General features: G+C 67.4%; 25 protein-coding genes and 1 tRNA gene. 8 read left to right on the forward strand and 18 right to left on the reverse strand.

Features of this window, described 5'->3' with window-relative positions:
* Positions 1-9: 9 nt before the first annotated feature.
* Together dapD and WDM86_11975 are read right to left on the reverse strand one after the other, a co-directional pair.
* Positions 10-834, reverse strand: a complete 825-nt coding sequence (gene dapD, locus WDM86_11970; GenBank protein MEI9990746.1) for a 2,3,4,5-tetrahydropyridine-2,6-dicarboxylate N-succinyltransferase — start codon at positions 832-834, stop codon at positions 10-12.
* 4 nt (positions 835-838) lie between these two features.
* Positions 839-1,540, reverse strand: coding sequence for a pyrimidine 5'-nucleotidase (locus WDM86_11975; protein ID MEI9990747.1), 702 nt, complete (start codon positions 1,538-1,540; stop codon positions 839-841).
* A gap of 132 nt (positions 1,541-1,672) precedes the next feature.
* Between WDM86_11975 and WDM86_11980 the strand changes: the two genes are divergently transcribed.
* Entirely contained in the window at positions 1,673-2,887 is a 1,215-nt protein-coding gene (locus tag WDM86_11980) for a DUF2336 domain-containing protein (GenBank protein ID MEI9990748.1), read from the forward strand.
* Positions 2,888-3,036: 149 nt separating this feature from the next.
* Here the strand turns inward: WDM86_11980 and WDM86_11985 are convergent, their stop codons facing one another.
* The 7 genes from WDM86_11985 to rpmH are packed head-to-tail and all read right to left on the reverse strand — an operon-like array spanning position 3,037 to position 8,249.
* Positions 3,037-4,065 carry a DUF1036 domain-containing protein gene (locus tag WDM86_11985; GenBank protein ID MEI9990749.1) on the reverse strand — a complete coding sequence of 343 codons (1,029 nt, stop codon included), beginning with the start codon at positions 4,063-4,065 and terminating at the stop codon, positions 3,037-3,039.
* Entirely contained in the window at positions 4,062-4,961 is a 900-nt protein-coding gene (gene argB / locus WDM86_11990; protein MEI9990750.1) for an acetylglutamate kinase, read from the reverse strand. Before argB ends, WDM86_11985 begins: the two co-directional genes overlap by 4 nt.
* A gap of 41 nt (positions 4,962-5,002) precedes the next feature.
* Entirely contained in the window at positions 5,003-5,641 is a 639-nt protein-coding gene (gene yihA, locus WDM86_11995) for a ribosome biogenesis GTP-binding protein YihA/YsxC (GenBank protein MEI9990751.1), read from the reverse strand.
* Complete coding sequence (gene yidC, locus WDM86_12000) at positions 5,638-7,473, reverse strand: membrane protein insertase YidC (protein MEI9990752.1); 1,836 nt, start codon at positions 7,471-7,473, stop codon at positions 5,638-5,640. Before yidC ends, yihA begins: the two co-directional genes overlap by 4 nt.
* A gap of 8 nt (positions 7,474-7,481) precedes the next feature.
* Entirely contained in the window at positions 7,482-7,739 is a 258-nt protein-coding gene (gene yidD, locus WDM86_12005) for a membrane protein insertion efficiency factor YidD (protein ID MEI9990753.1), read from the reverse strand.
* Positions 7,736-8,140: a ribonuclease P protein component gene (gene rnpA / locus WDM86_12010; GenBank protein MEI9990754.1), complete on the reverse strand. Its 405-nt coding sequence runs from the start codon at positions 8,138-8,140 to the stop codon at positions 7,736-7,738. The genes yidD and rnpA overlap by 4 nt, the downstream gene beginning before the upstream one ends.
* A complete protein-coding gene (gene rpmH, locus WDM86_12015) occupies positions 8,115-8,249 on the reverse strand; it encodes a 50S ribosomal protein L34 (protein ID MEI9990755.1) in 135 nt (44 codons plus the stop codon). The genes rnpA and rpmH overlap by 26 nt, the downstream gene beginning before the upstream one ends.
* A 135-nt stretch (positions 8,250-8,384) precedes the next feature.
* On the opposite strand from rpmH, the gene WDM86_12020 reads away from it, so the two are divergent.
* Positions 8,385-9,821: a HAMP domain-containing sensor histidine kinase gene (locus WDM86_12020; GenBank protein MEI9990756.1), complete on the forward strand. Its 1,437-nt coding sequence runs from the start codon at positions 8,385-8,387 to the stop codon at positions 9,819-9,821.
* A gap of 178 nt (positions 9,822-9,999) precedes the next feature.
* A complete protein-coding gene (tam, locus tag WDM86_12025) occupies positions 10,000-10,767 on the forward strand; it encodes a trans-aconitate 2-methyltransferase (protein ID MEI9990757.1) in 768 nt (255 codons plus the stop codon).
* An 81-nt stretch (positions 10,768-10,848) separates the two neighbouring features.
* Here tam and WDM86_12030 read toward each other — a convergent pair whose 3' ends face one another.
* The gene (locus WDM86_12030; GenBank protein ID MEI9990758.1) at positions 10,849-11,757 is read right to left on the reverse strand and encodes an NmrA/HSCARG family protein; all 909 of its coding nucleotides are present in this window, start codon (positions 11,755-11,757) and stop codon (positions 10,849-10,851) included.
* Positions 11,758-11,857: 100 nt separating this feature from the next.
* Between WDM86_12030 and WDM86_12035 the strand changes: the two genes are divergently transcribed.
* Entirely contained in the window at positions 11,858-12,262 is a 405-nt protein-coding gene (locus WDM86_12035; protein ID MEI9990759.1) for a helix-turn-helix domain-containing protein, read from the forward strand.
* 217 nt (positions 12,263-12,479) lie between these two features.
* On the opposite strand, the gene ggt is transcribed toward WDM86_12035, so the two are convergent.
* On the reverse strand, positions 12,480-14,177 hold the full coding sequence (gene ggt, locus WDM86_12040; GenBank protein ID MEI9990760.1) for a gamma-glutamyltransferase: 1,698 nt from the start codon (positions 14,175-14,177) through the stop codon (positions 12,480-12,482).
* 49 nt (positions 14,178-14,226) lie between these two features.
* Here ggt and WDM86_12045 point away from each other — a divergent pair, with 49 nt between their 5' ends.
* Together WDM86_12045 and WDM86_12050 are read left to right on the forward strand one after the other, a co-directional pair.
* Positions 14,227-15,252 (forward strand): P1 family peptidase, encoded by a 1,026-nt coding sequence (locus WDM86_12045; protein ID MEI9990761.1) that lies wholly within the window; start codon positions 14,227-14,229, stop codon positions 15,250-15,252.
* Positions 15,245-16,096 (forward strand): dienelactone hydrolase family protein, encoded by an 852-nt coding sequence (locus tag WDM86_12050; protein ID MEI9990762.1) that lies wholly within the window; start codon positions 15,245-15,247, stop codon positions 16,094-16,096. Before WDM86_12045 ends, WDM86_12050 begins: the two co-directional genes overlap by 8 nt.
* A 199-nt stretch (positions 16,097-16,295) precedes the next feature.
* On the opposite strand, the gene WDM86_12055 is transcribed toward WDM86_12050, so the two are convergent.
* Positions 16,296-17,513, reverse strand: a complete 1,218-nt coding sequence (locus WDM86_12055; GenBank protein ID MEI9990763.1) for a hypothetical protein — start codon at positions 17,511-17,513, stop codon at positions 16,296-16,298.
* A gap of 268 nt (positions 17,514-17,781) precedes the next feature.
* Between WDM86_12055 and WDM86_12060 the strand changes: the two genes are divergently transcribed.
* Positions 17,782-17,858 (forward strand) — tRNA-Arg (locus WDM86_12060).
* 35 nt (positions 17,859-17,893) lie between these two features.
* Here the strand turns inward: WDM86_12060 and WDM86_12065 are convergent.
* The 5 genes from WDM86_12065 to WDM86_12085 all read right to left on the reverse strand — a co-directional run bounded on the left by WDM86_12065 (position 17,894) and on the right by WDM86_12085 (position 24,591).
* On the reverse strand, positions 17,894-19,465 hold the full coding sequence (locus WDM86_12065; GenBank protein MEI9990764.1) for a hypothetical protein: 1,572 nt from the start codon (positions 19,463-19,465) through the stop codon (positions 17,894-17,896).
* A 28-nt stretch (positions 19,466-19,493) separates the two neighbouring features.
* Positions 19,494-20,855, reverse strand: coding sequence for a hypothetical protein (locus WDM86_12070; GenBank protein ID MEI9990765.1), 1,362 nt, complete (start codon positions 20,853-20,855; stop codon positions 19,494-19,496).
* 279 nt (positions 20,856-21,134) lie between these two features.
* A complete protein-coding gene (locus WDM86_12075) occupies positions 21,135-22,286 on the reverse strand; it encodes a saccharopine dehydrogenase NADP-binding domain-containing protein (protein ID MEI9990766.1) in 1,152 nt (383 codons plus the stop codon).
* Between the two features lie 11 nt (positions 22,287-22,297).
* Positions 22,298-24,157, reverse strand: coding sequence for a Na+/H+ antiporter NhaA (gene nhaA / locus WDM86_12080; protein ID MEI9990767.1), 1,860 nt, complete (start codon positions 24,155-24,157; stop codon positions 22,298-22,300).
* Between the two features lie 206 nt (positions 24,158-24,363).
* Complete coding sequence (locus tag WDM86_12085; GenBank protein MEI9990768.1) at positions 24,364-24,591, reverse strand: hypothetical protein; 228 nt, start codon at positions 24,589-24,591, stop codon at positions 24,364-24,366.
* Between the two features lie 32 nt (positions 24,592-24,623).
* Between WDM86_12085 and WDM86_12090 the strand changes: the two genes are divergently transcribed.
* On the forward strand, positions 24,624-24,956 hold the full coding sequence (locus WDM86_12090; GenBank protein MEI9990769.1) for a DoxX family protein: 333 nt from the start codon (positions 24,624-24,626) through the stop codon (positions 24,954-24,956).
* On the opposite strand, the gene WDM86_12095 is transcribed toward WDM86_12090, so the two are convergent.
* Positions 24,915-25,853 carry a LysR family transcriptional regulator gene (locus tag WDM86_12095; GenBank protein MEI9990770.1) on the reverse strand — a complete coding sequence of 313 codons (939 nt, stop codon included), beginning with the start codon at positions 25,851-25,853 and terminating at the stop codon, positions 24,915-24,917. The genes WDM86_12090 and WDM86_12095 overlap by 42 nt on opposite strands.
* Positions 25,854-25,921: the final 68 nt, after the last annotated feature.

Raw genomic sequence — 25,921 nt, forward strand, 5'->3', positions numbered from 1 at the left:
TGCGACGCGTCAATCGCGTAGAAGCTCGTTGATCGAGGTCTTGGACCGCGTGCGCTCGTCCACCGTCTTGATGATGACGCCGCAATAGAGCGACGGCTTGCCCGGCCCGCCGCCCAGCGAGCCCGGCACCACCACCGAATAGGGCGGCACCCGCCCGGTCACGATCTCGCCGGTATGGCGGTCGACGATCTTGGTGGTCGAGGTCAGGAACGTGCCCATCGCCAGCACCGAGCCTTCGCCCACGATCACGCCCTCGGCGACTTCCGACCGCGCGCCGATGAAGCAATTGTCCTCGATGATGGTGGGCGCGGCCTGCAACGGCTCCAGGACGCCGCCCAGCCCCGCGCCGCCGGAGATGTGACAGTTGGCGCCGACCTGGGCGCAGGAGCCGACCGTCGCCCAGGTGTCGATCATCGTGTTCTCGCCGACATAAGCGCCGACATTGACGAAGCTCGGCATCAGCACGACGCCCCTGGCGATGAAGGCGGAGCGCCGCACGATGGCGCCGGGCACGGCGCGAAAGCCCGCCGCCTGGAATCGCTCCGCGTCCCAATATTCGAATTTCGAATCGACCTTGTCCCACCACGACGCGTCGCCCGGCGCGCCCTCGATCAGCTTCATCGCGTTCAGCCGGAAGGACAGCAGCACGGCCTTCTTCAGCCATTGATGCACGACCCATTCGCCCGCGTGCTTCTCGGCGACGCGCGCGCGGCCCGCGTCGAGTTCTGCGAGCGCGGTCTCGACCGCCTCGCGCACGTCGCCCCGGGTGTTCGCGTTCAGCGCGTCGCGATTGTCCCACGCCGCGTCGACGATGCGGGCGAGTTCCTGGGTCATGGCTTCAGATCCTGATCGAATGCAAGAAGCCGGCAAGATGATCGGTTTCGTGATCGATGTGAAGTTCAGGATTGTCGATCCGCCAATAGGACTGGCCCTTGCCGTCGTTGAACCACACCGTGGTCATGCCCAGCGCCCGGGCCGGCACGAGGTTTCGGGGCGAATCGTCGAACAAGGCGGCGCGGGCGGGATCGAATTTGCCGCGCGCCAGCAGCGCCTCATAGGCCGGCGGTTTGGGCTTGGGCACGAAGCCCATCGCCTTGGCGTCCACGATGGTGTCGAACAGATCGTCCACCCCCAGCCGCGTCAGCACCGCATGGGCGAAGCGGCCGCAATTGTTGGTGAAGACCAGCCGCCGCCCCGGCAGCCGCGCGAGCCCCGCGCGCAGGCCCGCGTCGGGCTGAAGGTCCAGCGCCTCGATATCGTTGATGTCGTCGTGATAGGCGTCGGGATCGATCTTCTGATGGACCATCAGCCCGGCCAGCGTGCTGCCATATTCCTTCAGGTAATGCTTCTGCATTTCCCAGGCGGCGTTGCGCGGCAGCGCGAAATGGCGCTGGACATAGCGGCAGATGCGCTCCTCCATCTCGGCGTGCTGGGCCTCGTTGAAGGTGTAGAGCGTATGGTCGAGGTCGAAGACCCAGGTCTCGACATGGGCGAAATCCGGCCCCTGGCGGTCGTCGTCGACGGCGGCTGCGCTACGCATGGCGGGACCTTGGGCGAAGCCGCCGTTTCAGGCAAGCATCGTAAGGCTTCCTCAACCACGTCTCTTAAACCAAGGTAAACCCGGGCCCCGGACAATCGCGGGATGGGACGGGAAGCGGCCAAGACGCCTTCCATGACGCGCGAGGAGGTCCTGGCGCGGCTGGAGGCGCGCACCCAGGCGGCGCAGAGCGAGCTGGCCTGCCGCGCCGATGCCGGGCCGAAGGTCCTGACCTATCTGGCCGAGAACGGCGCGCCCGCCACCCGCCGCGCCGTGGCCGCGAATATCGCGGCGCCGGCCCGGGCCAATCGCCGCCTGGCCGACGACGACGACGAGGATGTCCGCGCCGAGCTCGCCCGCAAGATCGCCCGGCTGATGCCGAGCCTCTCGGCCGAGGAAGGCGCCCATATCCATGCGCTGACCATCGAGACGCTGGAGCGCCTCGCCCGCGACCAGGTTTCGCGCGTCCGCGCCATCCTGGCGGACGGGATCAAGACGCTCGACTGCATCCCCAAATTCATCGTGCTCACCCTGGCGCGCGATCTCGACGCCATCGTGGCGGCGCCGATCCTGGAATATTCGCCGCTGCTCTCCGACACCGACCTGATGGAGATCATCGCCGCGGCGAAGGCCGAAGAGGTCCTCGCCGCCATCGCCCGGCGCGGCACGGTGAGCCCGGCGGTGTGCGATGCGCTGGTCAGCTCGCTCGACATCCCCGCGATCGCCGCGCTTCTTGCCAATCCCGATGCCAGGATTCGCGGCAAGACGCTCGACGACATCGCCGCCCAGGCCGAGAAGATCCAGTCCTGGCAGGTGCCGCTCGTGCTGCGCGCCGACCTCTCCAAGCGCGCCATCCTGCGCATCGCCACCTTCGTCGGTTCGAGCCTGATCGAGCAGCTCGTCACGCGTTATGGCCTGGACGGCGAGATCGAACATCAGTTGGCCAAGGAATTGCGCGCCCGGCTCGCCGAAGAGGGCAAGCCCGCTTCCTCCGCGACCGATCTGGCGCTGCGCGACGTGGCGGCGGCGCGCGCCGGCGGCAAGCTCGACGAGCCGTTCATCGAGCAGGCCGCCAATGCCGGCCAGCGCGACGTGGTCGTCCTGGCGCTGGCCGAGCTTGCCCGCGTGCCGGAGGCGACGGTGCGCAAGATTCTCGCCTCGCGCTCGGCCAAGCCGCTGACGGCGCTGGTGTGGCACGCCAGGCTCAGCATGCGGCTGGCCTTCAAGATCCAGAGCTTCGTGATGAAGCTCCCCGCCGGCGAGTTGCTGCCGGCCCGCGCCGGCGTGCATTTCCCTATGACCGAGGACGAGATGCGCTGGCATCTGAGCTATTTCGACGTCGCGGTGTGACGTCCAGCTTTGATTCGACAGAAACAAAAAAGACCGTCATTGCCCGGCTTGTCCGGGCAATCCATTTTTCCGCTCGGCCAAATTGGATCGCCCGCATGAAGCGGGCGATGACGATTTGTTCGTATAGCTGACCGCAAACCAGGCTCGCGTCACTTCCCCGGCCGGCGCGGCGGCGGCTTGATCAGGCCGGTCTCGCCGACATGCGCGGCGAAACCCATCAGGCCCTTCACCCGGTTCTCGGCGAAGCCCAGCTCGGTCAGGCCGCGGCCGGCGCAGCGGCCCCGGCCCTGGATGTCGAACTCGATATCGGCGACGCAGAACTTGTTCGGCCCGGTCACCAGCGGCGCCCCGCCGATCCGCTGCACGAAGAGATAGACCGAATCCACCGCGCTGAGATCGTCCATCACCTTGGCGCAGCTTCCCGCCGCGATCTTCCACCAGCCATGGCTGATCCAGTCGTTGCGCAGCTTCTGGCCGGTCGCCGCCGCCACCGCCTTGGCCGTGTCGTTGCACACCGCATAGCCCGCCGGCGTCGCGTTCTTCAGCGCTTCGGTCTCCAGCGCGTCGAACACATCGGCGACGCTGGCGGTCGGCGAGAGCCGCAGCTTCTTGCGGAAATCGGCCAGCGCCGCGTCGGTCGCCCGGTCGGGCGCGGCGTCGATCGCGCCGATGCGATAGCCGGCGTCGCGCAGGAGCCGCTTGAGGCCGGCGAGCTGGGCCTGCGGCAGGCTGGTAAGCTGCGGCGTTTCGCTGAACGTCGCGGTCCAGGATTTGAGATGATGGGTGTCGACCGTGGCGAAGGGCAGCCCGAAGAAATCGTCGGTCGCGCACTGCGCCGGGTTGATCGTGTCGCGATTGGTGAAATTGGTGTCCTTGACGCAGATATTCACGTTGCCGCCCCAGGCGCGCTGCGGCCCCGAATGGGCCTGCGACGAGCGGGCATAGAGGTAATAGGCCGGCGCGGTCAGATCGCCCGGCAGCACGGCCTCGCAGATCCCCGGCGCGACGCGCGACCAGCCCTGGGTGGCGACGCCGCCGTTCACCGTCGTCCCGGTCGCGGCATAGAGGACATAGGAGGTGCGGTTGCACAGCGTCAGCGCGGCGTGCGACGGGCTCGCGGCCAGCGACAGCCCGAGCGCGAGCAGAAGGGCTGGAAAGCAGCGCGCCAGCACGTTCATTCCGCGGTGATCAGCGTACCGGCGCCGTGCTCGGTGAAGAGTTCGAGCAGCAGGACATGCGGGATGCGCCCGTCCAGGATGACGGCGGCGTGCACGCCGCCCTCGACCGCGTCGATCGCGGTCTCGATCTTGGGGATCATGCCGCCCTTGATGGTGCCGCGCTTGATGAGCGCGCGGGCCTCCGTCACCGACAGGCGCGGGATCAGCTTCTTGTCCTGGTCCAGCACGCCCTCGACATCGGTGAGCAGGATCAGGCGCTCGGCCTTCATCGCGCCGGCGATGGCGCCCGCCACGGTGTCGGCGTTGATGTTGTAGGTCTCGCCGGCCTCGCCGACGCCGATCGGCGCGATGACCGGAATGATCTCCGAGCGCATCACGGTGTGCAGCACGTCGGGATTGACCTTCTCCGGCTCGCCGACGAAGCCGAGATCGACGCCGTTCTTGATGAGCTTGCGGGCCAGCATCAGCGTGGAATCCTTGCCCGACAGGCCGATGGCGCGGCCGCCGGCGGCATTGATGCTGGTGACGATCTGCTTGTTGATCGAACCGGTCAGCACCATCTCGACCACGTCGATCGCCGCCTGGTCGGTGACGCGCAAGCCGTCGACGAAGGTGGTGGGGATCTGCAGCTTGTTCAGCATCGCGCCGATCTGCGGCCCGCCGCCATGCACCACGACCGGATCGATGCCGGTCTGCTTCATCAAGACGATGTCCTGGGCGAAATCCGCCGCCGTGCCGCCGCCGGCCATGGCGTTGCCGCCGAATTTCACGACGATGGTCTTCTGGTCGTATTTCAGGATGTAGGGCAGCGCCTCGACCAGGACGCGCGCGGTCGAACGCCAGCGCGCCATCACGCGCAGATTGCGTTCCTGGCCGAACTCGTCGGTAAGCGCCATATGCCTAATCCACTGAAAGCGCGGGCCTTATAGCCCAAAGCTCAGGGCTGGGCCAACGCCGCAAGTTGCAACTTCAAGGGCTCCAGGCCAAGCCCCTCATGGGCCGAGGTGGCGCAGATCTGCGGAAACGCCGCCGTATGCTTGCGCGCGGCGGCATCGGCCGCCGCCACCGCCGCCGCCGCTTCCTCGGGCTTCAGCTTGTCGATCTTGGTTAGCACGACGCCATAGGACACCGCCGCCTCGTCCAGCAGCTTCATGACCTCCTGGTCCAGGTCCAGGACGCCGCGGCGGGCGTCGATCAGAAGGACGACGCGCCGCAGGCTCGCCCGGCCGCGCAGATAGGCGAAGATCAGCTTCTGCCATTCCGCCGTCATCGCCTTGGAGGCCTTGGCATAGCCATAGCCCGGCAGGTCGGCCAGCATCAGCCGGTCGGCGAGCTTGAAGAAATTGATCTCCCGCGTGCGCCCCGGCGTGTGGCTGACCCGGGCCAGGGTCTTGCGGTTGGTCAGCGCGTTGATCAGGCTCGACTTGCCGGCGTTGGAGCGGCCGACGAAAGCGATCTCCGGCAAGCCCGCCGGCGGCAGGCTGTTGATGTCGCCGGTACCCCACACGAAATCGCACGCGCCGGCGAAAAGCTTCACCGCCGCCGCAAGTTCCGCCGCGTCGTCCGCCGCGCTCACTTGTCGTTGGCGGCCTTCGGCGCGTCGACCTTCCCGCCCGTCAGCCGCTGGACCAGCGTGTCGAGCTTGAGGTTCTTGAACAGGTGCACTTCCACCCCCTGGCGGCGCATGATGTACCATTGCTGCGCCACGCCCAGGATGTTGTTCCAGGTGTAATAGATCACCAGGCCCGCCGGGAACGTCGCGAACATGAAGGTGAACATGATCGGCATCAGCCCGAACATGCGCGCCTGGATCGGATCGGCCGGCGCCGGGTTCAGCTTGGTCTGCACCCATTGGGTTATGCCCATCAGGATCGGCCAGATGCCGATGGAGAGGAATGCCGGGATGAAGCTCGGCGGATGGAAGGGCAGAAGACCGAACAGGTTGACGATCGAGGTCGGATCGGGCGCCGCCAGGTCGTGGACCCAGCCATAGAACGGCGCCTGGCGCATCTCGATGGTGACGAAGAACACCTTGTAGAGCGAGAAGAACACCGGAATGACCAGCAGTTGCGGCACGCAGCCGGTCACCGGGTTCACCTTCTCGCGGCGATAGAGCTCCATGATCGCCTGCTGCTGCTTGGCCGGATCGTCGGCGAAGCGCTCCTTGATCTTCTCCTGCTCGGGCTGGACCTTCTTCATCTTGGCCATCGTCTTGGCCGAGGCGTTGGCGATCGGGAAGGTCACCGCCTTGACGCAGACCGTGAGCAGCAGAATCGCGAGCCCGAAATTGCCGAGCAGCTTGTAGAAATAGTCCAGGATCCAGAACAGCGGCTGGGTGATCGGCCTGAACCAGCCCCAATCCACCGCCATCACGAAGTCCTGCACGCCGAGCGTGCTCTCATAATGGCGCAGCGTGTCGACCACCTTGGCGCCGGCGAACAGATGATGCGTCACGCTCGCCGTGCCGCCCGCCGCGATGTTGCGCGCGCCCAGCTGATAGCTCGCATAATAGGCCTTGGTGCCGGCGAAGCTGTCGGCGCGGAACGAGCCGTCATAGTTTTCATGCTGCGGCGGAATGACGGCGGCCATCCAGTATTTGTCGGTGATGCCGGCCCAGCCGCCGGTGGCCGAGAAGGTCTTGGGCGGCGTGCTGTCGTCCTTGAAATCGTCATAGCTCGCGTCCTTCAGCGAATCCGCCCAGGCGACGAAGCCCTCATGCAGCACCCAGTATTTCTGGCCCGGCGGCACGCCGTCGCGCGCGACCAGCGCGTAAGGATAAAGCGTCGTCACCGCCGCGCTTTTGTTCCGCACCCCGTCGGTGACGGTGAACATGAACTTGTCGTCGACCTCGATTTGCCGCGTGAAGATCAGGCCATGGCCGTTGTCCCAGGCGAGCGTCACCGGATGGCCCGGCGCCAGCGTCGATCCGCCGGTCAGTTTCCACACCGTGTCGTCATTGGGCAGCGGCTGGCGAACACCCTGCGCGTTGGTCCAGCCGAAATCGACGAAATAGGGATACTCGGTCCCCTTGGGCGCCAGGAGCACGATCTCCGGGCTCCTGGTGTCGGCGGTGTCGTGATATTTCTTCAGGCGCAGATCGTCGAACCGCGCGCCCTTGAGCTGCAGCGAGCCGTCGACATCGGGCGTGTCGATCTTGATCCGCGTGCCGCCCACCGCCAGCGCCTGGGTGCGCGAGATATGGACCGGCCCGCCGCCGCCCGCGACGCTGGGCACCCCGGCCGGCGTGCCCGCCGGTGTCGCCGGGTGTTTCTGCGACAACTCGGCCGCCGCGCGGCGCGCCTGCGCCGCTTTCTCCGCCGGCCCGCCGATGAAGAACTGCCAGCCCAGGAAGATCGCGACCGACAGAAGCGTCGCGATGATGAGATTGCGGTTGTTGCTGCTGTTCATCGACTGACCTATCGGGGCGGTACGGGATCGAAGCCCGACGAACCGCCGAGCCAGGAAATGGGATGGCAGCGCGCGAGCCGCCTGAGCGCGAGGCCGGCGCCCTTCAGCGCGCCATGCGTCTGGATGGCCTCGATCGCGTATTGCGAGCAGGTCGGCTGGAAGCGGCAGGCCGGCGGGAAGAACGGCGAGACGAAGGCGCGATAGAACCTTATGGGCGCGATCAGCACGCTTGCGGCCACGCCGCGCCTTTCCTGGACCGTGCTCACCGGGCGTCTCCTCGCGGCGCCAGCTTGAGATGGGCGGCGCGTAGCGCTTGGGCAAGGTCGGATTTGAGGCTTTCGAAGGGCCTCGTGGCCGTGTCCCGCCGCGCCACCAATACATAGTCGGTGGCCGGAAGGCCGCAAAGGGCAAGCACCTCGGCAGCGGCGGCCCGAAGGCGCCGCTTGGCCCGGTTGCGCACCACCGCGCCGCCGACCTTGCGGCTGGCGGTGAAGCCGACGCGGAGCGGGCCGCCCTCCGGATTGGGACAGATTTCGAGGGTGAGTCCGGGCGTCACGCGGCGGATGCCGCGCGCGGCGCGCAGGAATTCGTGGCGTTTTCGCAGGTGCTCCAGCGGCCGTCCCCGGTTCGGGGCCGTACCGTCAGGCGGAGAGCTTCGCGCGGCCATGGGCCCGGCGGCGGGCCAGCACCTTGCGGCCGCCCTTGGTGGCCATGCGCGCGCGGAAGCCATGGCGCCGCTTGCGGACGATCTTGCTGGGCTGATAGGGGCGCTTCATGGGCTTCTCGGGGCTGACGTCGAAAGAGCGGGGGTTCTATGGCCTCCGCTAGTGGGCTGTCAACCGCCGCGGGCAAAGCGGGCCCGCTGGCGGCCGGGCTAGGATTTGCCCCTTTCTTCGGGCTTTATGCCGGCCATGCAAGGCAGCCTCCGTGCCCGACTGGCCGACGCCTATGGGCTTGTCGCCCATAGTCTTTCCGGCCGCCTGCTGCTCCTGACGGTCGTCTACGTCATGGTGGCCGAGGTCCTGATCTTCGTGCCCTCGGTCGGCCGCTACCACCGCGAGCTGCTCGACAACCATATCGAGAGCGCCGAACTGGCCGTGCTACCCTTCACCGAGCCCGGCGGCCAGGGCCTGTCGGACGACGTCCGCGCCATCCTGCTCAAGCGGGCCGGCGCCATGCAGGTCCTGCTCACCTCCAAGGACATGCGCCAGCTCTTCCAGGTCGACGGCGAGGCCAGCCGGATCGACGCCACCATCGATTTGACCCATGCGGCGCCCGCCGCCGACATGATCGACGCGCTCGACAGCCTGTGGAACGGCGGCGACCGCATCCTGCACGTCATCGCGCCGACCAACATCCCGGGCGAGGATTCCATCGGCATCATCCTGTCGGAGGCGCCGATCCGCGCCCAGCTTGTCGCCTATGCCGAGCGGGTGATCGTCACCGGCCTTATCGTATCGCTGATCACCGCCTTCCTGGTTTTCGCCAGCCTCTATCTCGTCCTGGTGCGCCCGATGCGGCGGGTCACCGAGGCGATGGTCGCGTTCCGCGAAAATCCCGAGGACCCGGCGCGCATCGTCTCCGCCAGCGCCCGCCAGGACGAGATCGGCATCGCCGAGCGCGAGCTCGCCGCGATGCAGCGCGACCTCTACGGCTTCCTGCGGCAGAAGACCCGGCTGGCGGCGCTCGGCCAGGCGGTGGCGCGCATCCAGCACGATCTGCGCAACATCCTCGCCAACGCGCAGCTCGCCTCCGACCGCTTGAGCGCGGTCGACGATCCGGTGGTCAAGAAACTGGCGCCGCGCCTGGTCGCCTCGCTCGACCGCGCCGTGTCGCTCGCCACCAACACGCTGCGCTATGGCCGCGCCGACGAAAGGCCGCCCCAGCGCAAATTCGTGGCGCTGGCGCCGCTCGTCGCCGAAGCCGCCGACGCCGCGATCGAGGCGCGTATCGCGCCCATCGAGATCGCGCTCGACTGCCGGATCGACGCGGCGCTCGAGGTCGATGCCGACGGCGAACAGCTTTACCGGCTGGTGCTCAACCTGATCCGCAACGCGGTCGAGGCGCTGGTCGCGCAGGGCTGCCCCGGGCGCATCTGTGTGACGGCGCAGCGCCTGGGCCAGCGCGTCGCAATCGAGATCGCCGACAGCGGCCCCGGCATCCCGCCGAACCTGCATGGGCGCCTGTTCCAGCCCTTCGCGAGCACCGCGCGCGCCGGCGGCTCGGGCCTCGGCCTCGCCATCGCCCGCGACCTCGCGCGAGCCCATGGCGGCGACATCGTCCTGGTTTCGACGAACGAAAGCGGCACGGTGTTCCGAGTCGAAATTCCGGACAGGGAATTGCTCTGACAATCCCAATCGGTGTCATGGCCCGTAACCATCTCACGCTGTCATGGCCCGCGAATGCGGGCCACCCAGTTGAAGTTTCACCGGTGTTGCAGGAAATAGCTGTGAGAAGACCTTCGAAATCCGTGCCGGTGTCACCTGGGTGGCCCGCATTCGCGGGCCATGACAATGTGCGGACATCATGACCTGGAACCCCGCGATCTATCTCGCCCATGCCGACGAGCGCACGCGTCCCGCCGCCGATCTGCTCGCGCGCGTGCCCGACCCGTCGCCGGCGCGCGTCGTCGATCTCGGTTGCGGCCCGGGCAATTCCACCGCGCTGCTGCGCGCCCGCTGGCCGGATGCCCATATCGAGGGCCTGGATTCCTCGCCCGACATGCTGGCGCAGGCCAAGGCGTCGGGCATCGCCGCCGACTGGATCCTCGCCGATCTCGCGGCATGGACGGCGCCTTCGCCCTATGACGTGGTGTTCTCCAACGCGACGCTGCAATGGCTCGGCGATTACGCCGCGCTGCTGCCGCGCCTCATCGGCTTCGCCAGGCCCGGCGGCACCTTCGCCTTCCAGGTGCCGCACAACATGGACGCGCCGAGCCACGCCCTGATGCGCGAGACCGCCGCGAACGGCCCGTGGTCGGCGAAGCTGAGGAATGTGCGCGAGGTCGCCGCGCTCGCGCCGCAACGCTGTTACGACATCCTGGCGCCGCTGGCCGCGTCCGTGGACATTTGGGAGACCGAATATCTCCACGTGCTGAACGGCGAGGACGCCGTCTATCACTGGGTCAGCGCGACGGGCCTGCGCCCCTTCGTCCAGGCGCTGGACGGCGCCGAGCGCGAGGCGTTCATCGCGGACTTCAAGACGCGCATAAGCGGAGCTTACCCACGCCGCCCCGACGGCACGACGCTGTTCCCGTTCAAGCGGCTGTTCGTGGTGGCGCGGCGCACCGCCTAGAACACTTTCCAAGCCGGCTGACTCGGGCGGGGATTCCGTCGCGTCGCGAGTCCCTTCGCGTTGGCTCTGCGTGATCGAGCCTCATGCTCCACCCGTTCCGAGAGCCCGCTGGAATGCCTCTCGGCCGGCGCCGGCGAGCCATGACTGGAACGACTGCATCTCGGGGTTGATGGCGCGCAATGCATCCATATCGGCATGGCCGGCGAGCGGGCCGCCGTTCATGAGATCCGCCATCCGCGCCAGGAAGGGACTGGCCGCCAGGACCTGTTCCGGAAAGCGCGAATAGGTAATGGGGCGGCCCGCTGCCTCGGTGAAGAAGGTGGCGATATCCCGGGCTACAAACATGTCGCTGGCGATTTCCAGCGTCACGCCCTTGAAGCGAGTCCGATCGGCGAAGATCGCGGCGACGAACTTGCCGATGTCCTCGACCGCAATCACCTGAACGGACTGATCCGGCTCGGCGAACGAGACGTAATGCCCGGTGTCGAGGCCCAATCCCGGCCTCACCAGCATGTCCATGAAGCTGACAGGTCGAACGATGGTCGCGGTGATCGGCAGCGAGCGGATGTGGGATTCGATCCGTCCCTTGCTGTCGAAATATCCGATACCGACCGGCTGATCGCCCGCGGCCGATGCGGAGCTATAGACCAAATGGCCGATGCCAGCCTCCACGGCGGCATCGGCGACGGCCGTGCCGTAGCGCACCTCGTCATCGTCGGTGACGCCGTAGAGCGCACCTTGTCCGGAACTTGGCTGGACGCTGAAAACACCGTGCACGCCCGCCATGGCGGCGCGGATCGACTCGATGTCGTCCAAGCTCCCCTTCACGAGATCAACACCGGCCTCGCGGAGCGTGACGGACTTGGCGGAGGCCGGATCGCGAACCAGCGCGCGGACTTGCCAGCCGGCCTTCAGGAGAGCCGCCGTAACCGACCCACCTTGCTGGCCGGTCGAACCGAAAACCAGGATTGGGCCTTGCCGTTTCGTCATGGGAGCCACCTTCGTTGCGAGCGAAGGCTACTCATATACACTCACAAAACAGCGCTGGAAGACGGCACATTTGTGAACCCCATGCACAGGGATGATACCCTTGAATAATGCAATCGAAGGCGGGCCTCCGTCCGATATCGAGCAACGCCTTGGCTTTCGGCCGTGCGCACCGACCGGCCTTATTGCGCGGCTGGGTAACAAATGGACCGTGCTCGTTATCTCCCATTTGGCAGTCGCGCCAGATCATCGGGCTCGGTTCTCGACGCTCAAGAACAACATCGAGGGGATCACCCAGCGCATGCTGACACTGACCCTTCGCAATCTGGAGCGTGACGGACTGCTGTTGCGCCACTACTTTGCGGAAGTACCGCCCCGCGTCGAGTATGAACTCACCGATATGGGGGCAAGCATGCTGCCAATGCTGGAATGGTTTACCTCTTGGATTCGGGACAATCGGACTCGCATCGAAGCGTGTCGCCGCGCCTTTGATGACGCTCACGCATGACATGGACTTCCAGTCTAACTATCCGCCACGGCCGGCCTTCCGACGCGGTCGCTCGAAGCCGACCATCCATCGCGCGAAGCGCATTTCAATAAACCTCGCGCGGAGCCGCGGAGTACGCGGAGGATATCGGGTTCTCCGCGTACTCCGCGCGATTCATATTGGCGCGCCGATGCGCGCCTGACGGATGGGCGAATCGAGTCCGCCGCGATGCGAATGGCTAATCCCCCAACGCGACTCCATCGCGTCTCGGATCCGCCCCGCCGACATACCCGCCGGGCACGCGCGCGATGATGTGCGACCCGCTTTCCAGCGGATAGAGCACCACCGTATGGCCCATCGCGGTCAGCGGCGCCTGCAGCGCTTCGAGCGCCGTTCCCTTCTCCAGCACGGTCGGCCCGTTCGAATTGAACGGATGCGGCAGCGCCGCGGCCTCCTGCGGGGTCATATGCCCGTCGATCATCGCGATCAGCGATTGCGCGACATAGTCGATGATCGCCGGCCCGCCCGGCGATCCCGCCGCGATGGCGAAATCGCCTTTCGCGTCGAACACGATGGTCGGCGACATCGCGCTCATCGGCCGCTTGCCCGGCCCCGGCGCGTTGGCCACCGGCTTGCCGTTCAGCACCGGATCGAAGGAGAAATCGGTCAATTCGTTGTTCAGCACGAAGCCGTTCGCCATCGTCTCCGAGCCGAAGGCGAATTCGATGGTCGTGGTCATCGCCACCACCTGGCCGCGGTCGTCGACCACCGACAGATGCGAGGTGCCGGGAAGCTGCACGCTGCGCTGCGGCGCATAATCGGCGCGCTTGTCGGGCGGCGTGCCGGCGCTGGCCTGTCCCATGTCCTTGGCCGGATCGATCAGCGCCGAGCGCTGCGCCAGATAGGCGCGGTCGACCAGCCCGCGCAGCGGCACGTTGATCACGTCGGGATCGCCGAGATAGGTCGCGCGGTCGGCGAAGGCGAGCCGGCTCGCCTGGGTGAAGAGATGCACCTCGCTCAGCGAATCCGGCGCCAATTCGCTCTGCGGAAACCGCTCCAGCATGCCCAGGATTTGCAGCACCGCGACGCCGCCCGAACTCGGCGGCCCCATCGAGCAGAGCTTGTAGGCGCGATAGAGACCGCACACCGCCGGCCGCTCCAGCGCGCGATAGGAAGCGAGGTCCTTCAGCGTCATGCCGCCCGGATTGACCGGCGCGTGCTGCACGGCCTCGACGATGGCCTGCGCGATTTTGCCGGTATAGAACGCCTTGGCGCCGCCCTTCGCGATAGCGCGCAGCGTCCTCGCCAAGGCCGGGTTCTTCAGGATCTCGCCCTGCGCCACGGCCGTTCCGTCCGCGTGATAGAAATAGCGCCGGATGCCCGGCATGCTCGCCATCTGCGAATATTGCCGCAGCTCGGCGGCCAGCTTGCGGCTCACCGGAAAGCCTTTCTCGGCCAGCGCGATCGCCGGATCGAACAGCTTCGGCCAGGCGAGCCTGCCGTAGCGCTTGTGCACCAGGTCGAACAGCGCGATCACGCCCGGCACGCCGGTCGAAAGCCCACCGGGGATCGCATCCATATGCGGCCTGGGCTTGCCGGTCGCGTCCAGGAACATGCCCGGCGTGGCGCTGGCCGGCGCCGCCTCGCGCCCGTCGAAGCTCAGCGTCTGTTTGGTCCTGGGATCGTAGAGCATCAGGAAGGCGCCGCCGCCGATGCCGGACGATTCCGGCTCGACCAGCGTCAGCACCATCTGCGCCGCGATCGCCGCATCCACCGCCGAGCCGCCCTGGCGCAGCATCTGCCGCCCGGCCTCGGCCGCCAGCGGGTTCGCCGCCGCGATCATGTGATGCTTGGCGATGGGCTCCGCGGCTTGTCCGCCGCTCGCGACGAGCCACAGACAGATTATGGCGTAATGCACGCCGCGCATCGCACGCATCGAATCCTCGCTCTTTCCGCACCGCCGCCAAGGCGATAGCCTTGCATACATGGTACGGCCCGGCGCGCGAAATCTCATCACCGACGTGGCCGGGTTGCGCGTTGGGCATGCGCAGGACCTCGCCGTCGTCACCGGCACCACCGTGCTCACCGCCGATGCCCCCTTCGCCGCCGTCGTCGATGTGCGCGGCGGCGCGCCCGGCACGCGCGAGAGCGACGCGCTCGATCCCGCCAGCCTCGCCGGCCGCGCCGATGCCATCGTGCTGTCGGGCGGCTCGGTGCACGGGCTGGACGCGGCGTCCGGCGTCACCGCCGCTCTGTTCGCCGCCGGACGGGGCTTTCGCCTGGCGCCCGGCGCGCCGCCGGCGCCCATCGTGCCCGCCGCGATCCTGTTCGACCTCACCAATGGCGGGAATAAGGACTGGGGCGAGGCCTCGCCCTATGCCGCGCTGGGCCGCGCCGCGCTGGCGGCGGCCGGCGAAGCCTTTCCGCTCGGTAATGTTGGCGCGGGCCTCGGCGCGCGCGCCGGCGCCTACAAGGGCGGCCTCGGCAGCGCCTCCGCCGTGACCGATGACGGCTACACGGTCGGCGCGCTGGCGGCGGTCAATTCGCTGGGCTCGCCGCTCATCCCCGGCACCGACGTGTTCTGGGCCTGGCCGTTCGAGCAGGCGGGCGAGTTCGGCGGCCGCCGTCCGCGCGGCGAGGCGCCGAACGATCTCGACCTGCCGGCCGACATGAAGGGCCCCGCCCGCCCCGGCACCAACACGACCATCGCCATCGTCGCGCTCGACGCCGACATCTCGCGCATCGAGCTCAAGCGCATCGCGGTGATGGCGTCGGACGGCCTCGCCCGCGCGCTGCGTCCCGCCCACACCCCGTTCGACGGCGACCTGGTCTTCGCGCTCACGACCGCGACGCGCCCCGTCGCCGAACCGCGCGCCCGCGCGCTCCTGCGGCTGGGCAGCATCGCCGCCGACACGCTGGCCCGCGCCATCGCGCGCGGCGTCCACGAAGCGCGGACATGGGGCGCGATGAAGAGTTACCGCGACAGCTTCCCGGGAGGATCACATGGATAGAGAACAGGGCTTCGCCATTCCGCGCCGCGCCTTTGTCGGCACGCTGGTGGCCGGCTTCACGCTGGCGGCCGGACCGGTCCGCGCCGACGCCATCGTCACCGACACCAGCGGCCTCGATGCCGGCGAGGTCTCGATCCCCGTCGCCGACGGCGCCATCCCCGCTTTTCGCGCGCGGCCCGCCGGCAAGAAGGACACCGCCGTCGTACTGGTGGTGCAGGAGGTGTTCGGCGTGCACGAGCACATCAAGGACCTCTGCCGCCGCCTCGCCCATACCGGCTATTATGCCATCGCGCCGTCGCTCTATGCCCGCCAGGGCGACCCGGGGAAGTACGATCTGGCCCATGTCGGCGATTTGATCAGCGACATCGTCGCCAAGGTGCCGGACGCGGAAGTCATGAGCGACCTCGACTCCGCCGTCGCCTTCGCCAAGGGCGAGGGCGCCGATACCGCCAGGCTCGCCGTCACCGGCTTTTGCTGGGGCGGGCGCATCGTGTGGCTCTATGCGGCGCACAATCACGCGGTGAAGGCCGGCGCGGCGTGGTACGGCCCGCTCGCCGGCACCGACAGCGAACTTCGCCCGCGCACCGCGATCGAACTGGCGGCCGAGGTGAAGGCGCCGGTGCTCGGCCTTTACGCCGGGCTCGACGAGCACATCACCGCGCAGAACATCGAGGACATGAGGAAGGCGCTGGCGGCCTCCGGCAACACGACCTCGCGCATCGACGTCTTCGCCGATGCGCAGCACGGCTTCAACGCCGACTACCGCCCGAGCTATAATGAGAAGGACGCGAAAGAGGGCTGGTCCCGCATGCTGGCCTGGTTCAAGGCGAACGGGGTGAGCTGATCCCCGCACCGTCATGGCCGGGCTTGTCCCGGCCACCCATACACCCGATCTCGAAATTTGAGCGCGTAGGGCAAACAGGATTCACGCGGAGCCGCGGAGAACGCGGAGGATAAGAGCAACTCCGCGTTCTCCGCGGCTCCGCGTGAAAACAAAAAAGCCCCGCACCGGGCGGGGCTCTTTCGTATTCGATCGGCGGGAATTACCGCACGAACACCCGCACCTCGCTCGCCGTCGCGCCGGGATCGGTCGCGCTCGCCACCGCCAGCCGCGAGGCTGGCACGCCCATGTCGGTCATCGAGCGCAGCACTTCCTGCGCGTGGTTCTTGGCCGAGGTCTGGGCCAGCTGCACCGCCGCCGCCGTGCCGCGCGTCGGCGCCACCGCGACGACCGAGAAGCCGGCATTCGGCTTGGACTGCAACGCCTGGCTGAGCGCCGCGTAGAGAATCTGCTGATAGTCGACGCCCGGCCGGTCGAACCGGATCACCACCAGCGGCGTGCCGGCATAGGCCAGGGTGGAGGCCGACAGCGGCCCGCCGGCCGAAGTGGCGATCGGCGCGCTGCCCAGATCGGCGCCATAGAGCTCGCCGTTCTTGATCGCCGAGGCCAGCGTGGTGAGGTTGGCGCGCTCGTTGGCGACATAAGCCGTCTGGCGCTGGGTGTCTTCCGCCGCCGCCTTCAGCAGCCGGTCGATCAAGACGATGGTCTGGTTGGTTTCGTCCTCGAGCACGGCAAGCTGGCGATGGTCCTCGTCGACCGCGCCGGACACGTTGTAGGTCGCCTGGATCTGGTCGAGCGCGAAATGCGCCGACGAGGAATCCGTGGCGAGCGAGCCGGCCAGCGAATTCAGCGCATTGATGTTGCCGGCCAGGCTGTCGAGCGCGGATTGCGCGTTGTTCCACTCGGTGACGAGTTCGGGATTGCCGCGCGTCGTGCCGATCTGCAGGCGCGTGGTGATGCGCGCCCGGGACTCGTGATAGGTCCCGGCCGCGTCCGCGCCCTGGTTGCGCAGATCGCTGAGATGCGAGGCGTCGGCCGACAGATGGTCTTCCAGCGTCTGCACCTGGCTGCGCAGCGTGGCGATGGTGGCGCTGACGGCGGTGCCGGTATTGCTGCCCGGCTCGATCGACACCGGCGTGATGGCGACGACGGGGGCCGAGCCGCCCGAGGCCGCCGGACCGGAGGAGCCGCCCGGCAGCGAACCGGGCAGCGCGCCCGGGGCGCCCGGCGTGGCCGCCGCTGCGGAGCCCTGGTCGGGAAACGCGGAGGCGTTACCGCCCGGCACCGAGCCGGAATCGTCGGGCTGGCCGCCGAACAGCGAATTGTCGAGGTCCGAACACCCCGCCAGGCCGAGGCCGGCCGCGAGCGCCAAGACACTGACCAGGCGAGACTTCCGCCCTGCCGCCGGATTCCCCTTCATGCGCCGCTCTCCGCCCCCGCCCGCCGCATCACGGCCGCCGGTCGATCCACCAGTGGGCCCGCGTCATGGTTACGCGAGTCCCTCGCGGGCCAGTCTTAACCAGCGGGGCGCGTGCAAACAAGGGTACGCGATGACGCTTCCTGGGGAGATTTTTCCCGAAGCGGGAAGGACTTGGATGGTTTCGCGGGGGCCGGGCGGGGTGTGGGGCGGGGGTTTCGGTTGCGCTTGCCTTTGGCCGCGCCCCTCAATAGGTTCACCGCCCTTGAACGCACCCGTAGCTCAGCTGGATAGAGCATCAGACTACGAATCTGAGGGTCAGGAGTTCGAATCTCTTCGGGTGCGCCATTCTTTTGCGGGCGGGCAAGGCGGTCGCCACGCTGTCAGCGGAAGACGATCTGCACCGCGGTCTGCGCGCCAGTACCGAGCAATTTGCACCTGTCGGCCACCGCGGACGTCGGTGGCACCGTCTTGGGTGCCCAGGGCGGTCTTACGGTCTTGCCATCGACCTCGACGGAAATGTCTTCGAACACCACATCGGGCGTCGCGGGATACAGGCCGGGGTCGAGATCGTATGGCGTCCGCAGGGTTTCCTTCACATAGGCCTCCAGCGTCTGAACGCATTGGTTCAGTTCCGCGATCGGGGCGACCGTCGGCAGGAATGTGTCGGTCAAGCCTTCGAATTCACAGGTATAGTGAAAACCGCCCCCGGCCATTTGGTCGAGCGTGATGACGCCCGTCACGCGGTCGCCCGGGTACACCCGGACATGCTTGCTGTGCCATGCGCCGTCCAGCCCGACACGCCAGCTCGCGACGGTCCAGAACGGCCCCGTCGCGATGTCGCCGGGCAGTCCGTCGCCGTGGCTGCCCCATTGCAGGACCGGTTGCAGGATCGTGTTGCGATCCGCCGTCTGCATTCCGCTGAACAGGTAGATCACCTGCGAGTCCGCCAGGGCGGGCGGCTGCGGCACGATCCAGCTTGAGACGAATTTTTGGATCGGCTTGCCGTCGTTCGTCCAGCTCGCATAGGCGATCCAGTTCGACTGCCCGATATGCGAGGCTTCCGGATCGCCGATGCCGGCCCATGTCTTGGCGGCCTGCGGCACATAGAGCTGCACGTCGGAGCGCGGCCTGGGCCCTCCGGGTGCGATCACGAGGCCGTTCGGATCTTCGCCGTCCGTCGTCTCCGCCAGCGGCGATCCCGCCGCTGGAATGGCGGTTCTGCCGATCACCGCGATCGGCGTGGCCGGCGTGCTCGGGAGCAGGCTCGTCACAAGGCTGGACGTGGCCACGCGGCCGGCGGTCAGGAGGTCGAGGATATCGAAGCTCGGCAGGACCAGCTTCTGATAATAGTCGAGTTCCTCGGCGTCGATGATCTTGCGCGCGGCGATCGTGGCGTCGCGCAGCTCGGCGACGAAACCGGCGCGGTTGCGCTCGACGCAGGCGGCCCACTTCCGCGTCACGCCGTAATAGATCGATTTGAGATCCGACGCCGACTTGAACCACATGGCGTATCGCTGCTGCGACGCATACCAGGTGGATAGAGTCTTCTGGACGCCGAGTATGCCAGTCAGCAGGCCCGCAATCTGGCTCGTCACCTGCCCGGTCGTGCCCTTCAGTTCAAGCCAGAGCCAACCCTTTGAGAGCAATATCAGGCTTATCGGCAGAAAGACGATCGCGAGGATGTTGACGCCGATGTAGAAATACACCCAACGCCGCGCGTTCTTGTACTTCGCCTGATACCAGGCCGCGCCGAGGACGCATTCCGCGAGAAAATCCTCCATGACGCGATCGAGGGTCGCGTCGTTCGGATCGGCGACGGCAAGTTCCGATTTGAAATCCTCGAGCAGCATCCGGGCGCGACGGCGCGATCGGTTCGACTTGTCCATCTCGCCGTCGGAAAAAAGCTTGTCGATCCTGCTTGGGCGATCGTCGCCGTCGGTATTCTCTGCCATGCGCGGGTCCCCGCCACCGTGTCGCGTTCTACTTTTTCTTTTGGCCCGCGGCCCAGGTCTGCTCGGCCTTGTAGAGGTTCTCGGTTGCGGTGACCGCCGCGTTGAGGATCGCCGCGTTCGAGGTATCGACAGTGGTCGTCACGTTCGCGCCGCAATCGGGCCGGAAGTTGATCACGCCGCCCTTTTTCAAAAGCGCCTTCTGCACATATCGCGGATCGGCGACCGTCGTCTCGAAGGTCACTGCCGGCACCGGGGGCAGCGGATTGGCCGCGTTGGCCGCATGGGCGGATGCATTCGCCGCCGCCAGCGCGTTGGAGAATGCCTTCCACCATGTCACCTGCACGACGACTTTGCGGCACAGGGGGTAGGGGAAATCGGAATGCGCCGCTGTCGGATCGGCAAAATAGCCGGCCGTCTCTTTCGCGCCCGCTTCGGTCGCCTCGGCATCAACGCTCTTTTTCTCGACGATGCGATACAGCCAGCCATCGCCGGATACCGCGACGCGCGGCCCCTTGTTCGTCCTTGCGCTTCCGATCGCGACCGGCGAAACGATGCCGAGCTGGCTGGCGTTCGGCAATGCGTGCCAGCACATGCGCGAGTTGTCGCCCTCCGGATAATTGCCCGCGCTGTCGGGCTTTGCCGGCAGGTCCACATGGTCGAGTTGCGATGACGGCGCGAAGACGGGAGCCCCGGCCTTTTCGGCACGCCCCTCCGCGACGACGTTGATCGGAAAGACGGCGGAGGGCTTCACGCCGGCCATCTTCGAATAGTCGATATTGCTCTTGTCCTTGTCGCAGATGTAGTCGCTCACCGTCGGCGCCGGCGGCGGCACGGCGTCGGGATTGAACGATCCGGGATTGTTCGCAACCGTGGCCTGGACAATTCCCAGGACAAGCCCGCCGGCCGCGCCATAGGGGCCGGCGATGCCGAACCCGGTCACCGCGCCCGACCCGGCCGCCGTGATCACCGCGGCGGCATTGCTCGTATATTTAACGGTGACGATGGAATAGAGCGTATCCTGGCCGGTGACCGCCGTTCCGGAAATCGCCGTCGTTGTCAGGTCCCAATTCTTGCCGTCGTCGGGCGTCGCGACATAGCTGCCATAGGCCGCGTCCGGCGGCGACATCACCGATGCCGCGTTGACCTGATTGAAACACGCGTACCAGGTGTCGTCGGTCACGTCCGCCGGGCAATTGGACGTCGGCTTGCTCGCGGGCTTGCCGTCCGGGCCGGTGGGCACCGGCGCCGACAGCGTGATCTTCGACGACGGCAGGCTGAAGTGCAGCGCGGTCGACTCGATCTGTTTTCCGTCGGACCACGGCGCATAAGAGATCGAGGTACTGCAGGCACTCAACAGACATGCGGAAATCAGGACTGCTATACCGCGCATCGAACCCCTCCTTTTGTCGGTGGGGATTTCGGCATTGTTCGCTCGACCGAGACGCCGACGGAACGATCTTCGAAATTCCTGGAATATCGTCTATTGAAAATCGCCCCATGTCGGCGGCGCGAGCCACTTCGCCTTGCCGCCAATCCCCACGCTTAATAATCGACACAATGGACATTGTCGCAATGGTTGTCCAGATGCCATATGGAATGATGAATGGGTTATCTCTATTTGAACTGTCCTATATTCGTTGTTCGCCGTCCGGAAGGTGAAGTGGGCGTCTCATCCCTCCACCGCGAAGCTCAACCCCGCCTTCTTCGGCAGTCGTTCGAGAAGCGCCTCCGCCATCGCCGCCGCCGGGCTCCAGCAGCCGCCCGGCGTCGTCGTATGCGGCACGCCGGCGAGCGCGATCGCCGCCTCGGCCAAAATCTTCGAGGTCGAGCCATAGCCCGGATCGCGGTCGCCCTTCACGGCGGCGCGCAGGCTGCGCCCGTCCGCCGTCTCGGCCACGAACAGGATGTCGTACCAGCCATTGTCGCGCTCCTGCCGGCTCGGTCCCTCGCCCGGCTTGGGGATGCCGCCGGCGCCGAAATTGAATCCGCCGAGCCCGCCCGCCGCCGCCTTGGGGGGCCCGTCCAGCATCTGCATCTCGCAATAGCGGAAGTCGGTGCCCCAGGGATGGCCGAGCAGGAAATTGGAGCGATGCACCGCCTTGGTGTTGATCCCCGCCATCATGAACGGCCCGACCCAGGCGCCCACCGCTTCGTCCTCATAGGGCGTGTTGCCGTCCGGCTGTTCGGGTCCCTGAAAGCCCGGCGTCAGCGCGAAGGGATTGCCCAGCGTGCGGGCGATCGCCGGATCCTTCGCCGCCGCGGCCATTGACGCCTGTCCGCTCGCCAGCGTGCCGCCGGACAGCCCGCCGACCATGCCGCGGATGCGCCCGCGTACCCGGGACGCGTACGTGCCGAACGCTTTCTTCGCCGCCTCCTGGACGAAATAGACGCCGAGGTCGAACGGTATCGAATCGAAGCCGCAGGAGAACACCAGCCGTGCGCCGCTCGCCTTCGCCTCGGCCTCGTGCGCCGCGATCATCTGCGCGATCCAATGCGACTCGCCGGTCAGGTCGACATAGTCGGTGCCCGTCCTGGCGCAGGCCGCCACCAGGTTCGAGCCGTAGAGCTGATAGGGGCCCGCCGTCGAAACGATCACCTTGGCGCGGCGGCACATCGCTTCCAGCGAGGCCGGATCGTCGGCGTCGGCGAGGATCAGCGGCAGCGTCCGCGGCGCGCCGATCTCGTCGCGCACCGCCGCGAGCTTGTCCCTGGAGCGTCCCGCCATCGCCCAGGTCACATCGGAATGTGTCAGCAGATGCTCCGCCACCAGCCGGCCGGTATAGCCGGTCGCCCCGAACAGGATGATGTCGAATTCGCGCATGCCTTTTCCCCTCACGCCAATTGCGTCTGTCGCGGCAGCGGCTTGACGGCGATCACCGCCGCGCCCAGCGCCGCCGCCAGCACCGATCCGATCAGAACACCGATCTTGGCGACCTGCGAGTCCGCCCCGGCCGGAAACGCCTGGTCCGCCATCAACAGCGCCACCGTATCGCCGATGCCGCACAGGCAGGCCGCGCCGATAAAGCCGCGCAGGCTGACATCCTCCGGCATGCGCGCCAGCCCGGCCAGCACCGCGACGAAGGCCGCGATGCAGACGCCGAGCGGCTTGCCCAGCACCAGGCCCAGCACGACGCCGGCCAGCACATGGCTGGCATCGGGCGCCGACAGGTCGACCGAAAGGCTCACCCCCGTCGCCGAGAACGCGAACAGCGGCAGGACGAGATAGGCGCTCCACGGCGCCACCGCGCGCTCCACCCGCTCGGCCGGCGATTGCAGCCGGTCGCTCGCGGCGGAGAGGTTGCGGCTCGCCCAATCCCAGATCGGCTCCTGCGCCAGCGCGCTCTTGTTCTCGGTTTCGCGCTCGGCCTGTTCGAGCGCCGCCAGCGCGGTCGCGGCCTGGGCCAAAAGCGGCCCCGCCGCCGGCGCCGGCCTCGTCGGCAGGAAGCCCGCCAGGAAGATTCCGGCCAGCGCGCCATGCACGCCCGCGCCGTGCAGCGCCACCCACAGGAACGCCGTCGCCACGAGATAGGGCCACAGCGCATAGACGCGGAAGCGGTTCAGCGCCGCCAGCGCCACGATCCCGCACACCGCCGCCGCCACCCAGCCGAGCTCGAAGGCGCGCGGATAAAAGATCGCCAGCGTCAGCACCGACAGGATGTCGTCCACCACCGCCAGCGCCGCCACGAACACGCGCAGACCGGTCGGCACGCGCGCGCCCAGAAGCGCCAGCACGCCCAGCGAAAACGCGATGTCGGTCGCCGTCGGCACCGACCAGCCGCGCGCCGCCGGCCCCTGGTTGAGCAGCAGATAGATCGCCGCCGGCGCCAGCACGCCGCCGACCGCGCACAGCACCGGCAGCGCCGCCGCGCGCAGATCGGTCAGCGAGCCCTCCGTCAGCTCGCGTCGGATCTCCAATCCGACCAGGAGGAAGAAGACCGCCAGCAGCCCTTCGGAGAACCATTCGCCGACCGGCATGGAAAGCGCGCCGCCGCTCACCCCGACGCCGAACGGCATGCCGATGAAGGCGTGATAGAGCGGGCTCAAGGCGGAGTTGGCGCAGACGATCGCCGCCGCGGCGGCCAGCAGCAGGATCAGTCCGGCCGAGGCCGGCAGGTTGGCGAACGCCTTGGCCGAGCGCGTGAGCTGGGCCGCGAGCGGGCGCTGCAGCTCCTCCAGCATGGAATGGAAATCCCAGGCGCCGTCATAGCGCTGCCCGTCGATGAAGAAGGTCGGCGTCCCGGTCACGCCGTTGCGCCGTCCCTCTTCCAGGTCTTCCTCGACCCGCGCCGCCAGCGCTTCGTCTTCCAGGTCGCGCTCGAACCGGTCCATGTCCAGGCCGATGTCGCGCGCCAGCTTGCCGGCCAGCTCCGGCGTCAGCGGATCGGTGTCGTAGAGCGCGTCATGCATCGGCCAGAACTTGCCCTGGCGCGCGGCGGCCTCGGCGACGCGGGCGACGAAATGCGCGCCGGGATGGGCCCTCTCATTGGGAAAGTGGCGAAAGACATAGGCCAGCTTCTCGCCCAGCGCGCCGCGCAGCCTTGTGATGATATGGCCGAGCCGCCGGCAATAGGGGCACAGATAATCGCCATAGACGACGACCTCGACGGCATCGCGCCGCCCGGCGCCGCCGCGCACATGGTCGCGGGCGCGGTCGACGGCGCGTTGCAGCCTGGTTGTCTGGATTTCGGTCATGCGCGGTTCAGGTTAGGCGGCCGTCACTCTAGGGTTCTTGGATCATTTTCTGAAACCCAGCGTTTCCCGCCGGTCCCTTCCGAGCGGGGCGCCGAGTCTTATTTCTGTTGTACGACACGGACGGCATTCCCCCTTCAAGGCAGCCGTCCCATGTTGGGCCGGAGCGCCGCGGTTTCCCCCTCCCCGCGCCTCCGGCCCAACTTTTTTTACAAGCTGGCCGTCATCGCCCGCTTCATGTGGGCGATCCATTTTTTCCGCGTTGCCAAATTGGATTGCCCGGACGAGCCGGGCAATGACGGGTCGAGGATTTCGAGCAAGGCATGAAAAAGGCGCCCGCCTTCCTCCGTCCACAATTGCCACAAAGTCGTAGGGCTTTGCTTCACCTGCAACACAGTCCCGCCGTGGTCCCTCTTGAAGATGTTCCCGGCGAACACGATTTGCTTCTGACAGTGTGGAGCACAACAACGTGAACTGGTGGATCGAACATTTTGCACAGGGGCTCGCGGCGATCTTCGCCGTCGTGGCGGCCGTGCACCTGTTCGGGCCGCGTCTGCTGCGCGAGGCCTATGCCCGCTGGCGCTATCCGCGCGGCTTTCGCGAGGTGACCGGCGCGCTGCTTGCCCTCGCCGCGGCGCTGTTGTCGCTGCATGAGACGCGGCTGGTGGGCCTTGGCCTCGCCGCCTTCGTGATCTTCCTGTCGGCGACCACGCTCCTGCATCACCGGCAATACCGCTATGCCGCGCCGCTGATCGCGCTGCTATTTGCGCTGATCCCGGTTTCGCTTGCCGGCTCGGTGTGAACCGGCCAGCCGCTCCGCCAGGAAATCCCCCAGCACCTCGACCCGCGCCGGCTTCGGCCCGCCCGGCGGCGTCACCCAGTGCAGCGCGCTCGCCGGCAGCGACCAGTCGGGCAGCACCCGCTCCACCGATCCGTCGGCCAGCGCCGCGCGCAGGATGAAATCGGGCAGCACGCCCAGCCCCAGCCCCGCGATCAGCGCCGGCAGCATCGCATCGCCATTGTTGACCCGCAGCGGCCCGCCGGCCGGATGCACCACGGCGCTCTCGCCGGTCTTGTGCGTGAAACGCCAGCTATCCGGCCCGAGGATATAGGCGTAGCCGAGGCAGGCATGCTCGGCGAGCGCCATCGGATGCTTCGGCTTGCCCTTGGCCTTCAGGTAAGACGGCGCGGCGACCAGGAAGCGCTCGACGGTGCACAGCCGTCGCGCCACCAGCGAGGAATCGGGCAGGGTGGCGATGCGCAGCACCGCGTCGAAGCCCTCGCCGATCACGTCGACCATCGCGTCGCTCAGATGCAGATCGATCTGCACCTCGGGATAGGCCTTGAGGAAGTCCGGGATCATCGGCGCGATGGTCTGCACCCCGAACGACATCGGCACCGCCAGCCTGACCAGCCCGCGCGGGTTGACCGATTGGGAGAGCGTGTCGCTCTCCGCCGCCTCGGCCTCGCGCAGGATATGCGCCGCCCGCTCCGACAGCCGCCGCCCCGCATCGGTCAGCGCCAGGCGCCGCGAGGTGCGGTTGAACAGGCGCGTGCCCAGCTTGGCCTCCAGCCGGCTGACCGCCTTGGACACCGTCGCCTTGGACAGGCTGAGCGCCCGCGCCGCCCCCGCGAAAGAGCGCGCCTCCACCACGGTGGCGAACACCGCGAGGCCTTCGAAATCGGGCATTTTCGTCATGGCGTTTCCAGAAACCATTGGTTTCGAAAGTTTCTATTTTTAATACAGGGGCGCCGCGATATCTACAT

The organism is Rhizomicrobium sp. (assembly GCA_037200045.1).
Taxonomy (GTDB): domain Bacteria; phylum Pseudomonadota; class Alphaproteobacteria; order Micropepsales; family Micropepsaceae; genus Rhizomicrobium.

What these genes read in the sequence shown, in the direction of transcription:
- dapD (MEI9990746.1), bottom strand. Translation starts at nt 834, where the DNA reads ATGACCCAGGAACTCGCCCGCATCGTCGACGCGGCGTGGGACAATCGC.
- WDM86_11975 (MEI9990747.1), bottom strand. Translation starts at nt 1,540, where the DNA reads ATGCGTAGCGCAGCCGCCGTCGACGACGACCGCCAGGGGCCGGATTTC.
- WDM86_11980 (MEI9990748.1), top strand. Translation starts at nt 1,673, where the DNA reads ATGACGCGCGAGGAGGTCCTGGCGCGGCTGGAGGCGCGCACCCAGGCG.
- WDM86_11985 (MEI9990749.1), bottom strand. Translation starts at nt 4,065, where the DNA reads ATGAACGTGCTGGCGCGCTGCTTTCCAGCCCTTCTGCTCGCGCTCGGG.
- argB (MEI9990750.1), bottom strand. Translation starts at nt 4,961, where the DNA reads ATGGCGCTTACCGACGAGTTCGGCCAGGAACGCAATCTGCGCGTGATG.
- yidC (MEI9990752.1), bottom strand. Translation starts at nt 7,473, where the DNA reads ATGAACAGCAGCAACAACCGCAATCTCATCATCGCGACGCTTCTGTCG.
- rnpA (MEI9990754.1), bottom strand. Translation starts at nt 8,140, where the DNA reads ATGGCCGCGCGAAGCTCTCCGCCTGACGGTACGGCCCCGAACCGGGGA.
- rpmH (MEI9990755.1), bottom strand. Translation starts at nt 8,249, where the DNA reads ATGAAGCGCCCCTATCAGCCCAGCAAGATCGTCCGCAAGCGGCGCCAT.
- WDM86_12020 (MEI9990756.1), top strand. Translation starts at nt 8,385, where the DNA reads ATGCAAGGCAGCCTCCGTGCCCGACTGGCCGACGCCTATGGGCTTGTC.
- tam (MEI9990757.1), top strand. Translation starts at nt 10,000, where the DNA reads ATGACCTGGAACCCCGCGATCTATCTCGCCCATGCCGACGAGCGCACG.
- WDM86_12030 (MEI9990758.1), bottom strand. Translation starts at nt 11,757, where the DNA reads ATGACGAAACGGCAAGGCCCAATCCTGGTTTTCGGTTCGACCGGCCAG.
- ggt (MEI9990760.1), bottom strand. Translation starts at nt 14,177, where the DNA reads ATGCGTGCGATGCGCGGCGTGCATTACGCCATAATCTGTCTGTGGCTC.
- WDM86_12045 (MEI9990761.1), top strand. Translation starts at nt 14,227, where the DNA reads ATGGTACGGCCCGGCGCGCGAAATCTCATCACCGACGTGGCCGGGTTG.
- WDM86_12050 (MEI9990762.1), top strand. Translation starts at nt 15,245, where the DNA reads ATGGATAGAGAACAGGGCTTCGCCATTCCGCGCCGCGCCTTTGTCGGC.
- WDM86_12055 (MEI9990763.1), bottom strand. Translation starts at nt 17,513, where the DNA reads ATGAAGGGGAATCCGGCGGCAGGGCGGAAGTCTCGCCTGGTCAGTGTC.
- WDM86_12065 (MEI9990764.1), bottom strand. Translation starts at nt 19,465, where the DNA reads ATGGCAGAGAATACCGACGGCGACGATCGCCCAAGCAGGATCGACAAG.
- WDM86_12070 (MEI9990765.1), bottom strand. Translation starts at nt 20,855, where the DNA reads ATGCGCGGTATAGCAGTCCTGATTTCCGCATGTCTGTTGAGTGCCTGC.
- WDM86_12075 (MEI9990766.1), bottom strand. Translation starts at nt 22,286, where the DNA reads ATGCGCGAATTCGACATCATCCTGTTCGGGGCGACCGGCTATACCGGC.
- nhaA (MEI9990767.1), bottom strand. Translation starts at nt 24,157, where the DNA reads ATGACCGAAATCCAGACAACCAGGCTGCAACGCGCCGTCGACCGCGCC.
- WDM86_12095 (MEI9990770.1), bottom strand. Translation starts at nt 25,853, where the DNA reads ATGACGAAAATGCCCGATTTCGAAGGCCTCGCGGTGTTCGCCACCGTG.